Consider the following 14,544-nt stretch of genomic DNA (forward strand, 5'->3'; position numbering starts at 1 on the left):
TCGCCCCGCCGCTCTCCGCCAGCACCTTCGTGATCGCAGCCGTCAGCGAGGTCTTGCCATGGTCAACGTGACCAATGGTGCCGATGTTGCAGTGCGGCTTCGAACGGTTGAACTTCTCTTTGGCCATGGGACTCTCCGTTGGGTCTCTCTGGCGTGATCGGAAAGGGTGAAACGAGGTTCAGGCTAGGCGCCCGGCGACCGATGCCGTCAGGCGTACTTGGCCTGGACCTCCTGGGCGACGTTCGACGGCACCTGCTCGTAGTGGTCGAACTGCATGGTGAAGGTGGCGCGCCCCTGGCTGAAGGAGCGCAGCGTGTTGACGTAGCCGAACATGTTGGCGAGCGGCACCATCGCGTTGATGACGTTGGCGTTGCCGCGCATGTCCTGGCCCTGGATCTGGCCCCGGCGGGAGTTGAGGTCGCCGATCACCGAGCCGGTATAGTCCTCGGGGGTCACCACCTCGACCTTCATGATCGGCTCGAGCAGCACCGCATTGCCCTTCTGGAGGGCCTCACGGAACGCCGCGCGGGAGGCGATCTCGAAGGCGAGGGCGGACGAATCCACCTCGTGATAGGCGCCGTCGATGAGCTGCACCTTGACGTCCACCACCGGGAAGCCCGCCAGCACGCCGGCGCCGAGCACGCTCTCGAGGCCCTTCTGGACGCCCGGAATGTACTCCTTCGGCACCGCGCCGCCGACGATGGCGCTCTCGAACAGGAAGCCCTTGCCGGCCTCGTTGGGCTCGACGATGAACTTCACCCGCGCGAACTGGCCGGTGCCGCCGGTCTGCTTCTTGTGGGTGTAGTCCACTTCGGTCTTCTTGGTGATGGTCTCGCGATAGGCCACCTGGGGGGCGCCGATATTGGCGTCCACCTTGTAGGTGCGCTTCAGGATGTCGACCTTGATGTCGAGGTGCAGCTCGCCCATCCCCTTGAGGATGGTCTGGCCGCTCTCGAAGTCGGTCGACACGCGGAACGAGGGGTCCTCGGCCGCGAGCTTGGACAAAGCGATGCCGAGCTTCTCCTGGTCCGCCTTGGACTTGGGCTCGATGGCGATCTCGATGACCGGCTCGGGGAACTCCATCTTCTCGAGGATCACCGGCTTGTCGGTGGCGCACAGCGTGTCGCCGGTGCGCACATCCTTGAGGCCCGCCAGGGCGACGATGTCGCCGGCATAGGCTTCCTTGATGTCCTCGCGGTTGTTGGCGTGCATGAGCAGCATGCGGCCCACGCGCTCGCGCTTGTCGCGGGTGGAGTTCAGGAGACCCATGCCGGTCTCCATCACGCCCGAATAGACGCGGCAGAAGGTGATGGTGCCGACGAAGGGATCGTCCATGATCTTGAACGCGAGGACCGACAGGGGATCGGTGTCGGTCGGCTTGCGGTCGGTCTCTTCCTCGGTCTTGAAGTCGATGCCCTTGATGGCGCCGCGATCGACCGGCGACGGCAGATAGTCCACCACGGCGTCGAGCAGCGGCTGCACGCCCTTGTTCTTGAACGCGGAACCGCAGAACACGGGGTTGAACTTGCGGCCGATCACCGCCTTGCGGATCAGCGACTTCAGGGTCGCCTCGTCGGGCTCGGTGCCGTCCAGATACGCCGCCATGGCGTCGTCGTCGAGCTCGACGGCGGCTTCCACCAGCTTGTTGCGATACTCGGCGGCCTTGTCGGCGAGATCTGCGGGGATCTCCTCGTCATGGTACTTCGCGCCGAGGGCCTCATCCTCCCACACCACCGCCTTCATGCGGACGAGGTCGATGATGCCCTTGAAGTTGTTCTCGGAGCCGATCGGCAGCTGGCAGCACACGGGGTTGCCGGCCACGCGGTCGATGATCATCTCGACGCAGCGGTAAAAGTCGGCGCCGATCTTGTCCATCTTGTTGACGAACACGATGCGCGGCACGTTGTACTTGTCGGCCTGGCGCCACACGGTCTCGGTCTGCGGCTCCACGCCCTGGTTGCCGTCGAGCACGCACACGGCGCCGTCGAGCACGCGCAGCGAGCGCTCCACTTCGATGGTGAAGTCCACATGCCCGGGGGTGTCGATGATGTTCAGGCGCTTGCCGTGCCAGAACGCAGTCGTCGCGGCCGACGTGATGGTGATGCCGCGCTCCTGTTCCTGGGTCATCCAGTCCATGGTGGCGGCGCCATCATGCACTTCGCCGATCTTGTGGCTCTTGCCGGTGTAATAGAGGATCCGCTCCGTGGTCGTCGTCTTGCCCGCATCGATGTGGGCCATGATGCCGAAATTACGGTAGTCCTCGATCGGATGGCTGCGCGGCATGGCTCAGTCCTCGGTTCCGGTCACCAGCGATAATGCGAGAAGGCACGGTTGGCTTCCGCCATCCGGTGCGTGTCCTCGCGCTTCTTCACGGCGTTGCCGCGATTGTTGGCAGCGTCGAGCAGCTCGGCGGAAAGGCGCTCCACCATGGTCTTCTCGTTGCGCGCCCGAGCCGAGGCGATCAGCCAGCGGATCGCCAGGGTCTGGCGGCGCTCGGTGCGCACCTCGACCGGCACCTGGTAGGTGGCGCCACCCACGCGGCGGGAACGAACCTCCACCGCCGGCGCCACGTTCTCGAGCGCCTGGATGAACACGTCCACCGGATCGTGCTTGGCCTTGGTCTCGACCACGTCGAGGGCGCCGTAGACGATGCCTTCGGCGACCGACTTCTTGCCGTCGCGCATGACGGAATTCATGAAGCGCGACAGGATGGTGGAGCCATACTTGGCGTCCGGGATGACTTCGCGGCGCTCGGCCTTGTGACGACGGGACATCGCTCAGATCCTCACTTCGGCCGCTTCGCGCCGTACTTCGAACGGCGCTGCTTGCGGTTCTTGACGCCTTGCGTGTCGAGCACGCCGCGCAGGATGTGGTAGCGCACGCCGGGAAGGTCCTTCACGCGGCCGCCGCGGATCATCACCACGGAGTGCTCCTGAAGGTTGTGGCCCTCGCCGGGGATGTAGCCGATCACTTCGTAGCTGTTGGTGAGCCGCACCTTGGCGACCTTGCGAAGCGCCGAGTTCGGCTTCTTCGGGGTCGTGGTGTAGACACGCGTGCAGACGCCGCGCTTCTGGGGGCTCGCCTGCAGCGCCGGCGCCTTGTCGCGGGCCTTCTGCGCCTCGCGCGGCTTGCGGATCAGCTGGTTGATCGTCGGCATGTACGCCTTCGCCTCGTCCTGCTTGCGGCCTGAGCCGCTTCTTCTTCGGTTCGACGCCCCTTTCGGGCCGCCACGACGGCCGCCCGGAGGCGGCACTGAAAACGCTTCGGCACGGCGGAAGGCCGCCAGCCGCACCACGACGCAAAAGGCGCGGTCCGCCGCCGTAGAACGGGCGGACGCGCCTTGTCGCGACAGAGGATCACGGAGCGCTCACCCGGGGGTGGGCCGGCGCCGCGATCGTGCACCTGATGTTATCGCAGTGCTGTTCCTGGCAGCGTTTCGGCTCCCCTGGTCGGAGCCGTCCGTGCTTCGGGTCGAAGCAGGGAATAAGGAACCGACCGCTCAGACGCCGACCGCCTGCCGCGAAAGTGGGCTGCTTCTAACCGCAGAGTCGCTCTGCGTCAACCCTGCGATGGGCGCAACCCCAAAGAAAGCGCCATTTGGCGCCGCTTTCGGCCGCCGCGACCCCGCCGGCATGGGCGAACCGGCCCAAAGGACCGTTCCGGCCGGCGATCAGGGGGTCACCAGCTTCAGCCCCACGAGGCCCGCCGCGATCATGCCGATGGCGGCGAGCCGGGCGAGATCCGCCGATTCGGAGAAGAAGGCGATGCCCACCAGGGCCGTGCCCACGGTGCCGATCCCGGCCCACACCGCATAGGCGGTGCCGATCGGGATCGCTTTCAGCGAGAGGCTCAGCAGGAACAGGCTCACGGCGATGCTCGCGATCGTGATCGCGCTCGGCCAGAGCCGCGTGAAGCCGTCGGAATATTTCATGCCGATGGCCCAGCCCACTTCCAGGAGGCCGGCGATGAACAGATAGACCCAAGCCATGGGCATGGCGCTCCGCGGCAGGCCGTCCCGCCGGGTTCGAACGGACGGGCGCGGTCGTCCGCCCCCATCTCGCGTAAATAGTGTTGCCTGGGAGGAATGAAAACCCCTCCCCCGCCCTCACACGTCGCGCTCAAACACCAGGGCCGCCCCCAAGGCGGCGCGCGGCGGCACCACCACCATGCCCTCGATCGCCTCCTCCATCATGCGGCGGGCGGCGAGCGCGCGGCGCAGCTCCGGCGCGCCCGAGGTGGCGAAGCGCACGGCGGCGAGGCGCAGGCCCTCCCCGGCCGGCGCGGGCACGCCGTAGCGGTCGGTGTAGAGCGTGCGCGTCATGAGGTCGATCTGGCCGCGCGGGGTCTGGCCGACGAACCAGCCGTCCGAGGCGCGGTTCATCGACACCCCGCTCACGGTGTCGAGGAACGAGATGTGGTCGACCGGGCTGTCGGCCACCAGCACGATGCCGGCGAGCCCCGTCACCCCATTGGCGTGGCGCTGCAGGTCGTTGGACCAGAAGTTCTCGGGCTTGCGCTGGAGGCAGGTGAAGGCGCCGAAATCCGGCGCCGCGGGCGAGGCGGCGAAGGCGAGCGAGAAGGCGACCTCCACATCCTGCCCGTCGAAGCGGCGGGCCTTGCGGGAGAAGTCCACGAGGTCGAAGCCGCCGAAGCCGGCGGCGTCGAACTCGGCCTTGTCGGCGACCGGGTCGCGGCCCTCGAACACCGCCATGGTGAGCCCCTCCCCGTGGCGCTCGAGGAACGCCTTGTTGAAGGCGCCGAACGAGAAGCTCGACGGGGTCGCGGCCGGGATCTTCTCCGGCTCCACCACCTGGAGCAGCTCGATGAAGAAGCCCTCGGTCTGGACGATGCGGTTCTCGGTGCCGAAGGGGTGGCGATTGCGCCCGCCCACCGTGAATCCGAGCAGATCGTAGATCTCCCCCGCTGCATCGAGGTCACGGACGAGATGGACGACATGGTCGAGGCCACGACGCATGGGCAGGTCTCCCTCAGGGTGGGCCGGGCAGGCCGAATCCATCGGAAGACGGAGGGCCGGCGCGGGCTTTCACGGGTGGGACGGCCGAGGAAATCCCCTTGAGGGAAGCCCTCGCCCGGCCCCGGAAGTGCGCGTCGGCGCGAGCGGCACCTTAAGGGGTGCAGGCCCGGATTGGGACAAGAAAATGCGCCGGTTTCGCCGTCATTGGCGGCAATCCCCCGCCCGCGAGCGGAACCGGCTGCATTCTCAAAAGCCTAGGAAGATGATGCCGGCCCGCCCCGCGGCCTCCGGCGTGCCCGGCGCGGGGCGGTCGGCCGCAGCCGGGCACCGTTGCGCGCGGCACCGTCCGGCCGGCGGCTCACACCAGCCGGCTCTGCTCCATGGCCGCGCCGACGAAAGAGGCGAACAGCGGGTGCGGCTCGAACGGGCGCGACTTCAGCTCCGGATGGAACTGCACGCCGATGAACCAGGGGTGGTTGGAATATTCCACGATCTCCGGCAGCAGCCCGTCCGGCGACATGCCCGAAAATTTCAGGCCGTGCTGCTCCAGCCGCTCACGATAGGCGGTGTTCACCTCGTAGCGGTGGCGGTGGCGCTCGAAGATGTCGCGCCGGCCATAGACGCTCTCCACCCGGCTGCCGGGCTCAAGGTGCGCCGGATAGGCGCCGAGCCGCATGGTGCCGCCGAGGTCGCCGGCCGCGTTGCGTCGCTCCAGCTCGTTGCCGCGCATCCATTCGGTGAGCAGGCCCACCACCGGCTCGTTGGTGGCGCCGAACTCGGTGGAGTTCGCCGCCTCGATGCCGGCGAGGTTCCGCGCCGCCTCGATCACCGCCATCTGCATGCCGAAGCAGATGCCGAAATAGGGCACCGCCCGCTCGCGCGCGAACTGCGCCGCGCGGATCTTGCCCTCGGCGCCGCGCTGGCCGAAGCCGCCGGGCACCAGGATGCCGTGGACGTGCTCCAGGAACGGCGCCGGGTCCTCGCGCTCGAAGGTCTCGCTCTCGATCCAGTCGAGATTGACCTTCACCTTGTTGGCGATGCCGCCATGGGCCAAGGCCTCGATCAGCGACTTGTAGGCGTCCTTCAGGCCGGTGTACTTGCCGACGATGGCGATGGTGACCTCGCCCTCGGAATTGCGCACCCGGTCCTCGATGGTGTGCCAGCGCGACAGGTTCGGCGCCGGCGCCGGCTCGATGTGGAAGGCGGCCAGCACCTCCTTGTCAAGCCCCTCGGCATGGTAGGCGGAGGGCACGGCGTAGATGTTGTCCACGTCCCGCGCCTCGATCACCGCGCTCTCGCGCACATTGCAGAACAGCGAGAGCTTGCGGCGCTCCTCGCGCGGGATCTCCCGGTCGGTGCGGCAGAGCAGGATGTCGGGCTGGATGCCGATGGAGCGCAGCTCCTTCACCGAATGCTGGGTCGGCTTGGTCTTCAGCTCGCCGGCGGAGGGGATGTAGGGCAGGAGCGTCAGGTGGATGAAGATCGCGTGGCCGCGCGGCAGCTCGTTCTTGAGCTGGCGGGTGGCCTCGAAGAAGGGCAGGCCCTCGATGTCGCCCACCGTGCCGCCCACCTCGATCAGCACGAAGTCGAACCCCTCATTGCCCTCCAGGACGAAGTCCTTGATGGCGTTGGTGACGTGGGGGATCACCTGGATGGTGGCGCCGAGATAGTCGCCGCGCCGCTCCTTGGTCAGGATGTCCTGATAGATGCGGCCGGTGGTGATGTTGTCCTGCCGGGTCGCCGGATGGCCGGTGAACCGCTCGTAATGCCCGAGGTCGAGGTCGGTCTCCGCCCCGTCGTCGGTGACGAACACCTCGCCGTGCTGATACGGGCTCATGGTGCCCGGATCCACGTTGAGATAGGGGTCGAGCTTGCGCAGGCGGACCGTGTATCCGCGCGCCTGGAGCAGTGCCCCCAGCGCCGCGGAGGCGAGGCCCTTGCCGAGGGAGGACACGACGCCGCCGGTTATGAAGATGTAGCGCGCCATGGGCCCCGACCTTACCTCGTGCAAACGCGATTCGGCGAGGGCGAAGCCGCGACGGCCCCGCCTCGCCTGTGGAGAATGACGACCGCGCCCCTTCTCAGGGGCGCGACGAGGTCACTGGGACTGAGGGACCTGCGGACCCGAGGGCGCCGCCGGGGCCGCCGGAGCGGGCGCAGCTGGAGCCGGCGCCGAAGGCGCGCCGGGCGCCGCGGGCGCGCCGCCCTGCGGGCGAATCTGGTCGAGGATCGAGCCGCCGCTCTGCGGCACCTGCGGCCCCGTGGGCGCCGCCGAAGGCAGGATCGAGCGCGGCGCGCGATGCCAGCCGGCCGATATGGTCAGCGCCAGCGAGGTGATGAAGAACAGCACCGCAAGAATCGAGGTGGCCCGGGTGAGCACGTTGGCGGTGCCGCGGGCGGTGAAGAAGCCGCCGCCACCGCCGCCGCCCCCACCGCCGCCGATGCCCAGCCCGCCGCCCTCGGAACGCTGGATCAGCACCACGCCGATGAGCGCGAGCACCACCATCAGGTGAATGACAATCAGAACCGTCTGCATGGAATCCATCATGTTCGCGCCCGGCACGCCGGGTGCGTCGTCGGAGGGCGTGTTACACGATCCGGCTGCGGGATGGAAGGGTATCGGCGCCCGCACCCGCCCCGGCATCGGCGAACCCGGTCCCCTATTCGAGCACGACCGGCTCGATCGAATGCATGAGACGGGTCTTCAGATGCGGCGCGAAGGCCGGCAGCTCTTCCCGGGCATAGGCCTGCGCCGCGGCGCTGTGATCGAGCACGAGGATGGATTTGGGCGGGGGCTTGCGTTCGCTGAAGGCGTGCACCTCGGTCCCGAGATAGATCACCTCTCCGGCCTCCACCCGCACCGCCTGCTCGGGGGCGACCCTGGCGCCGCCATAGGGCAGCCGGACCCGGTGCGCCAACGTGCCGTCGTGGACCAGAATGATGTTGAGCTTGGCGGGTGAGCCGGCCGAGGCATAGCGGCCGGGCGGCACCACCGCGACCCCCCATCCCCGCTGGTCGAAACTGCCCGACTTGCGCAGGAGCACCACGCGCAGGCGGCCGGTATTGACCTCGCGCAGGGCATAGAAATAGGGGAAGGGGATGTCCTGCCCTTCGGGCAACTTGGCGTAGGCGCGCAGGATCACGAGCGCGCCGCCTTCGGCCTTGAGCCGCTCGGGCGTGACGCCGGTCAGCAGAGCGGGCCAGACTTCGTGCCAGAATTCAGGCTTTCGCTCGGCGATCGTCTTGAGCGCCGCGGCATAAGCGCGCTTTTGGATTTCGGGCGAGGTGTGATCCAGTTTCTCTCCGCCCGGCGGGCGGTCGAGCAGATCGTCCTCCTGCGCCTGTCCGGCGCTGGCCGCGAGGATGAGAACGAGGAGCGCGGCGACGAGGCGGCGCGCCATGGCGCTGAGCGGGCGGCGAATCTCCATGCGATCCATCATGTCCCCTCGCGGTTGAACCACGGCGGCGCGAGCGGACCCATATGACGCCGGGCGCGGCCATCGCCGCCGCCGCGACGATCTCGTCTCAGGGTCTTTGGCCAGCGACGCGCTGCGCCCCAGCGCCGCCGACGTGGCGGGCGCCGGCGGCGCGCGCCCCTCCCCCGCCCAAAAACGCGCTCGGGCGGCTCTGGAGCCGCCCGAGGGTAAAAGATGGAGGGGACGGCGCACGCCGCCCCGCCTCGCCTCAGCCGCCGTGCCCCAGCACCGCGAGGAGCAGAAGGGCGACGATGTTGGTGATCTTGATCATCGGGTTCACGGCGGGGCCCGCCGTGTCCTTGTAGGGATCGCCCACGGTGTCGCCGGTCACCGAGGCCTTGTGCGCCTCCGAGCCCTTCATGTGGCGCACGCCGTCCTTGTCCACGAAGCCGTCCTCGAACGACTTCTTGGCATTGTCCCAGGCGCCGCCGCCCGAGGTCATGGAGATGGCGACGAACAGGCCGGTGACGATCACGCCCAGCAGCATGGCCCCGAGCGCCGAGAAGGCGGCCGACTTGCCCGCCGCCCCGCCGCCCGCCACGAAATAGATGACGAAGTAGCAGACGATGGGCGAGAGCACCGGCAGCAGCGAGGGGACGATCATCTCCTTGATCGCCGCCTTGGTGAGCATGTCCACCGCGCGGGAATAGTCCGGCTTCTCGGTGCCGGCCATGATGCCCGGCTTCTCGCGGAACTGCCGGCGCACTTCCTCGACGATGGCGCCGGCCGCCCGGCCCACCGCCGTCATGCCCATGGCGCCGAACAGGTAGGGCAGAAGGCCGCCGAACAGCAGGCCCACCACCACATAGGGGTTCTCCAGCGAGAAGTTCGGCGCGACCCCGGCGAAATAGCTGCCGGGCGCCGCCTGGGCGACGAAGTATTTGAGGTCCTGGCTGTAGGCCGCGAACAGCACCAGGGCGCCGAGGCCGGCCGAACCGATGGCGTAGCCCTTGGTGACCGCCTTGGTGGTGTTGCCCACCGCGTCGAGCGCGTCGGTGGACTGGCGCACCTCCTTGGGCAGGCCGGCCATCTCGGCGATGCCGCCGGCATTGTCGGTCACCGGCCCGAAGGCGTCGAGCGCGACGATCATGCCGGCGACGCCGAGCATGGTGGTGGCGGCGATGGCGATGCCGAACAGGCCCGCCAGCCCGTAGGCCACGAGGATGCCGGCGATGATGACGATGGTGGGCATCGCGGTCGATTCGAGCGACACCGCGAGGCCCTGGATGATGTTGGTGCCGTGGCCGGTGACCGAGGCCTGGGCGATCGACACCACCGGACGATAGCCGGTGCCGGTATAGTATTCGGTGATCACGACGATGGCGCCCGTCACCACCAGGCCGACGAGGCCGCACAGGAACAGGCTGGTGCCCGTATAGGGCACGCCGGGGATGGTGCCGAAGCCCGGCAGCAGCCAGGTCACCAGCGCCAGCGCCACGACCGAGAAGCCCGCCGTCGCGATGAGGCCCTTATAGAGCGCGCCCATGATCGAGGAGGTCGGCCCCAGCCGCACGAAGAAGGTGCCGGCGATGGAGGTGAGGATGCACGCCCCGCCGATCGCCAGCGGATAGAGGATCATGGTCTCAAGCGCCATCGGCGTCGCCGCGAAGAAGATCGCCGCGAGCACCATGGTGGCGACCACCGTCACCGCATAGGTCTCGAACAGGTCGGCCGCCATGCCGGCGCAGTCGCCGACATTGTCGCCCACATTGTCGGCGATGGTGGCCGGGTTGCGTGGATCGTCCTCCGGGATCCCCGCCTCCACCTTGCCGACCAGGTCGCCGCCCACGTCGGCGCCCTTGGTGAAGATGCCGCCGCCGAGCCGGGCGAAGATGGAGATCAGCGAGGCGCCGAATCCGAGCGCCACCAGCGCGTCCACCACGGTGCGGGAATTGGGGGCGAAGCCGAGGCCCTTGGTGAGCACCGCGTAATAGACCGTGACGCCGAGCAGCGCGAGGCCGGCCACCAGCAGGCCGGTCACCGCGCCCGCCTTGAAGGCGAGGTCGAGGCCGCCGGCGAGCGATTTGGTCGCCGCCTGGGCGGTGCGCACGTTGGCGCGGACCGACACGTTCATGCCGATGAAGCCGGCGAGCGCCGAGAGCACGGCGCCGACCGCGAAGCCGACCGCCACCAGCCAGCCGAGGAAGATGCCGACCAGGATGAAGATGACCACGCCGACGACGCCGATGGTCGTGTATTGGCGCTTGAGATAGGCCTGCGCGCCCTCGGCGATGGCGGCGGCGATCTCCTGCATGCGCGCGGTGCCCGCATCGGCCGCCATGAGGGCCCGCACGGCCCATACGCCGTAGCCGACGGCCAGCAGGCCGCAGACGATAATCAATAGCAAAGCCAGCATTTTCCCACCTTTTGTTTCCAGCCTGTTCTTGTTGGGGCGGGAGTGTGATGGGTGGCGCGCGCGCGCGCAACGGCCTCGATCACTTTTCGACCAGATTGGAGCGATTGGACGCACGCCGCCCCTTGAAGGGCGGGGGCGCCCGCCCCCGCGGGGCTTCAGGCGAGCTCGACCACCCGGCCCTCGCGCAGGGTGACGCGGCGGTCCATGCGCGAGGCGAGCTCGAGATTGTGGGTGGCGATCAGCGCCGCCACCCCGGTGGCGCGCACCAGCTCGGTGAGCGCGCCGAAGACGTGGTCGGAGGTGCGCGGGTCGAGATTGCCGGTGGGCTCGTCCGCCAGCAGCAAACGCGGGGCGTTGGCGAGCGCGCGGGCGATGGCGACGCGCTGCTGCTCGCCGCCCGACAGTTCCGAGGGCCGGTGCGTGAGGCGCGGCCCGAGGCCCAGATAGGACAGAAGCTCGGTTGCCCGGGCGTCCGCCTTCGCCCGGGAGAAGCCGCGGATCATCTGCGGCATGGCGACGTTCTCGAGCGCCGTGAACTCGCTGAGCAGATGGTGGAACTGGTAGATGAAGCCGATGTTGAGGCGCCGCAGGCGGGTGCGCTCGCGGTCGGGAAGGCGCGCCGTGGAGGTGCCGGCGACGAACACCTCGCCCTCGTCGGAATGCTCCAGCAGGCCGGCGATGTGCAGCAACGTGGACTTGCCCGAGCCCGACGGCGCCACCAGCGCCACCGACTGGCCGTGCGCCACCTTCAGGTCCACCCCGCGCAGGATCTCCAGCGACTGGGCGCCCTGGACATAGCGCCGCTTGACGCCGGCGAGCACCAGCGCCGGCTCGCGCTTGGCGCCCCCGCCGGCCGCGCCGCCGGGCGCGGCGGGCTCCGGCCCGCTCGTGTCCACCGGCTTGTCCATCACTCGTACCTCAGGGCTTCCACCGGATCGAGCCGGGCGGCCCGCCAGGAGGGATAGAGCGTGGCGAGCAGCGACAGCACCAGCGCCATGACCACCACCGAGGTCGTCTCCCCAGGGTTCATCTGCGCCGGCAGGCGGCTCAGATAATAGAGCTCGGGCGAGAACAGCTCGGTGGCGGTGAGCCAGGAGATGAACTGGCGGATGCTCTCGATGTTGAGGCACACCACGACGCCGATGACGAAGCCGACGAGGGTGCCGACCACGCCGATGGCCGCCCCGGTGATCAGGAACACCCGCATCACCGCCCCCTGGGTCGCGCCCATGGTGCGCAGAATGGCGATGTCATGGCCCTTGTCCTTCACCAGCATGATGAGGCCGGAGACGATGTTGAGCGCCGCCACCAGCACGATCAGCGTCAGGATCAGGAACATCACGTTGCGCTCCACCTGGAGCGCGTTGAAGAAGGTGGCGTTGCGCCGCCGCCAGTCGACGAGATAGGCCGGGCGCTGCGCCGCCGCCTGGATGGCGCCGCGCAGCTCCTCCACGTCGTCGGGATCGTCGACATAGATCTCCACCGCGCTGACGTCGCCGTTGCGGTTGAAATAGGCCTGGGCCTCCGGCAGCGGCATGAACACGAACGCCGAATCGTATTCCGACATGCCGATCTCGAAGATCGCCGCCACCTTGTAGACCTTGATGCGCGGCGAGGTGCCCATGGGCGTCACCGCCCCGCGCGGCGCCACCAGCGTGATGTTGTCGCCGACCCGCAGGGACAGCTGGTCGGCGAGGCGCTTGCCGATGGCGAGGCCCTGGCCGCGGTCGAAGCCCTCCAGCGTGCCGCCGACGATGTGGCGCGACACCGAGGGCAGCCCGCGCAGGCTCTGCTCGGTCAGCCCGCGCACCAGCACGCCGGAGGCGCCGAACGGCGAGGAGGCGAGCGCCTGGCCCTCCACCAGCGGCACGGCGAGCCGCACGCCGTTGAGCTTGGCGATGCGCTCGGCGACGCCCTGATAGTCGGTGAGCGGGGATTCGAGCGGCTGCAGCAGCACGTGCCCGTTGAGGCCGAGGATCTTGGACAAAAGCTCCTGGCGGAAGCCGTTCATCACCGCCATGACGATGATCAGCGTCGCCACCCCGAGCACGATGCCGAGGAAGGAGAAGCCGGCGATGACCGAGATGAAGCCCTCCTTGCGCCGCGCCCGGAGATAGCGCAGCGAGAGCATCCATTCGAAGGGCGCGAACGGCCGCGTGCCGGTCGGCTCGTCCAGCCCAAGCGTCCCGGCCCGGCTCTCGCTCATGCCTTCAGCCTCTCCACCACGTCGGCCGGCGACAGCAGCTCGCGCGATCCGTCCACCCGGCGCTTCAGCTCGACCTTGCCTTCGGCGAGGCCCTTGGGTCCCACCAGCACCTGCCAGGGCAGGCCGATGAGGTCGGCGGTCGCGAACTTGGCGCCGGCGCGCTCGTCCGTGTCGTCGTAGAGAACCTCGTACCCCTTGCCGGTAAGCGTCGCGTAAAGCGCGGCGCAGGCGGCGTCGGTGGCGCTGTCCCCGGTCTTCAAATTGAGGATGCCCACGTCGAACGGGGCGACGGCGTCGGGCCACACGATGCCCGCCTCGTCATGGGAGGCCTCGATCATGGCCGCCACGAGGCGCGAGGGGCCGATGCCGTAGGAGCCCATGTGCAGCGTGTGCTCGGCGCCGTCCGGCCCCTGCACCTTGGCGCCGAACGGCGCGGAATATTTGGTGCCGAAATAGAAGATGTGACCCACCTCGATGCCGCGCGCCGCCATGCGCCGCGCCTCGGGAACCGCCGCGAACGCTGCCTCGTCGTGCTTCTCCGATGTGGCGGCATAAAGGCTGGTCCAGCGGTCGAAGATCGCCTGCAGGCCCGCCGCGTCGTCGAAGTCGAGGCTGGCGGGCGGCGGCGCCATGTCGAGATAGTCGCCGTGGCAGAACACCTCGCTCTCGCCGGTGGCGGCGAGGATGATGAATTCGTGGGAGAGGTTGCCGCCGATGGGGCCGGTGTCGGCCACCATGGGGATGGCCTTCAGCCCCATGCGCGCGAAGGTGCGCAGATAGGCGACGAACATCTTGTTGTAGGAGTGCCGCGCCCCCGCCTGGTCGAGGTCGAAGGAATAGGCGTCCTTCATCAGGAACTCGCGCGAGCGGTAGACGCCGAAGCGCGGGCGCACCTCGTCGCGGAACTTCCACTGGATGTGGTAGAGGTTCAGCGGCAGCGCCTTGTACGACTTCACATAAGCGCGCACGATCTCGGTGATCATCTCCTCGTTGGTCGGGCCGAAGAGCATGTCGCGCTCGTGGCGGTCCTTGATGCGCAGCATCTCCTTGCCGTAGTCGTCGTAGCGCCCGCTCTCGCGCCACAGGTCCGCCGACTGGATGGTGGGCATCAGCATCTCGATGGCGCCGGCCCGATTCTGCTCCTCGCGGATGATGTTGCACACCTTGTTCAGCACCCGATGGCCGAGCGGCAGCCAGGCATAGATCCCCGCCGCCTCCTGGCGGATCATGCCGGCGCGCAGCATCAGGCGGTGGGAGACGATCTCCGCCTCCTTGGGCACCTCGCGCAGGATGGGCAGGAAATAGCGGGAGAGGCGCATCGGTCGTCCCTGGCGTGCGAGGGGAAGGTGGGGCGGAGAGAAAGCGGAACCGGCTGCGAAACACAAGAGCGATGGCCGCTCCGCGTCACACCTTTCACGGCGTCCGTGCGGCACGGCGCCCCCGCGCGGCGTGCTCCGGGGGGCCGCACGGGCGCCATCCGCGCCCTCGGGACGCCTGCTGGGCGTGTCGTCGGTATCATTCTGTTGTATTG

At 68.6% G+C, this 14,544-nt stretch carries 13 protein-coding genes; all 13 read right to left on the bottom strand.

Translation table 11 applies throughout. The features are described from left to right. On the bottom strand, positions 1 to 127 hold a 127-nt coding region (locus tag ABLE88_RS19420; RefSeq protein WP_250152467.1), incomplete at its 3' end, for a GTP-binding protein. Between the two features lie 80 nt (positions 128 to 207). Continuing rightward, on the bottom strand, positions 208 to 2,283 hold the full coding sequence (gene fusA / locus ABLE88_RS19425; RefSeq protein ID WP_348833380.1) for an elongation factor G: 2,076 nt from the start codon (positions 2,281 to 2,283) through the stop codon (positions 208 to 210). Positions 2,284 to 2,303: 20 nt separating this feature from the next. Then, complete coding sequence (gene rpsG, locus ABLE88_RS19430; protein WP_348833382.1) at positions 2,304 to 2,774, bottom strand: 30S ribosomal protein S7; 471 nt, start codon at positions 2,772 to 2,774, stop codon at positions 2,304 to 2,306. An 11-nt stretch (positions 2,775 to 2,785) separates the two neighbouring features. Then, a complete protein-coding gene (gene rpsL / locus ABLE88_RS19435; RefSeq protein WP_012113697.1) occupies positions 2,786 to 3,157 on the bottom strand; it encodes a 30S ribosomal protein S12 in 372 nt (123 codons plus the stop codon). A gap of 513 nt (positions 3,158 to 3,670) precedes the next feature. Further along, on the bottom strand, positions 3,671 to 3,988 hold the full coding sequence (gene sugE / locus ABLE88_RS19440; protein WP_348833383.1) for a quaternary ammonium compound efflux SMR transporter SugE: 318 nt from the start codon (positions 3,986 to 3,988) through the stop codon (positions 3,671 to 3,673). Positions 3,989 to 4,105: 117 nt separating this feature from the next. Next, positions 4,106 to 4,975, bottom strand: coding sequence for a VOC family protein (locus ABLE88_RS19445; protein ID WP_348833384.1), 870 nt, complete (start codon positions 4,973 to 4,975; stop codon positions 4,106 to 4,108). 358 nt (positions 4,976 to 5,333) lie between these two features. Then, a complete protein-coding gene (pyrG, locus tag ABLE88_RS19450) occupies positions 5,334 to 6,962 on the bottom strand; it encodes a CTP synthase (protein WP_348833385.1) in 1,629 nt (542 codons plus the stop codon). Positions 6,963 to 7,073: 111 nt separating this feature from the next. After that, positions 7,074 to 7,511 carry a preprotein translocase subunit SecG gene (gene secG / locus ABLE88_RS19455; RefSeq protein WP_348833386.1) on the bottom strand — a complete coding sequence of 146 codons (438 nt, stop codon included), beginning with the start codon at positions 7,509 to 7,511 and terminating at the stop codon, positions 7,074 to 7,076. A 124-nt stretch (positions 7,512 to 7,635) separates the two neighbouring features. Next, complete coding sequence (locus tag ABLE88_RS19460; RefSeq protein ID WP_348833387.1) at positions 7,636 to 8,403, bottom strand: hypothetical protein; 768 nt, start codon at positions 8,401 to 8,403, stop codon at positions 7,636 to 7,638. A gap of 256 nt (positions 8,404 to 8,659) precedes the next feature. Continuing rightward, positions 8,660 to 10,807, bottom strand: a complete 2,148-nt coding sequence (locus ABLE88_RS19465) for a sodium-translocating pyrophosphatase (protein WP_348833388.1) — start codon at positions 10,805 to 10,807, stop codon at positions 8,660 to 8,662. A 155-nt stretch (positions 10,808 to 10,962) separates the two neighbouring features. Next, positions 10,963 to 11,715 (bottom strand): ABC transporter ATP-binding protein, encoded by a 753-nt coding sequence (locus ABLE88_RS19470; RefSeq protein WP_348833389.1) that lies wholly within the window; start codon positions 11,713 to 11,715, stop codon positions 10,963 to 10,965. Continuing rightward, positions 11,715 to 13,013 (bottom strand): lipoprotein-releasing ABC transporter permease subunit, encoded by a 1,299-nt coding sequence (locus ABLE88_RS19475; protein WP_348833390.1) that lies wholly within the window; start codon positions 13,011 to 13,013, stop codon positions 11,715 to 11,717. The genes ABLE88_RS19470 and ABLE88_RS19475 overlap by 1 nt, the downstream gene beginning before the upstream one ends. Next, positions 13,010 to 14,332, bottom strand: a complete 1,323-nt coding sequence (gene proS / locus ABLE88_RS19480; protein ID WP_348833391.1) for a proline--tRNA ligase — start codon at positions 14,330 to 14,332, stop codon at positions 13,010 to 13,012. The genes ABLE88_RS19475 and proS overlap by 4 nt, the downstream gene beginning before the upstream one ends. Between the last annotated feature and the right edge of the window lie 212 nt (positions 14,333 to 14,544).

It is taken from the genome of Xanthobacter luteus, assembly GCF_040049235.1.
Taxonomy (GTDB): Bacteria; Pseudomonadota; Alphaproteobacteria; order Rhizobiales; family Xanthobacteraceae; genus Xanthobacter.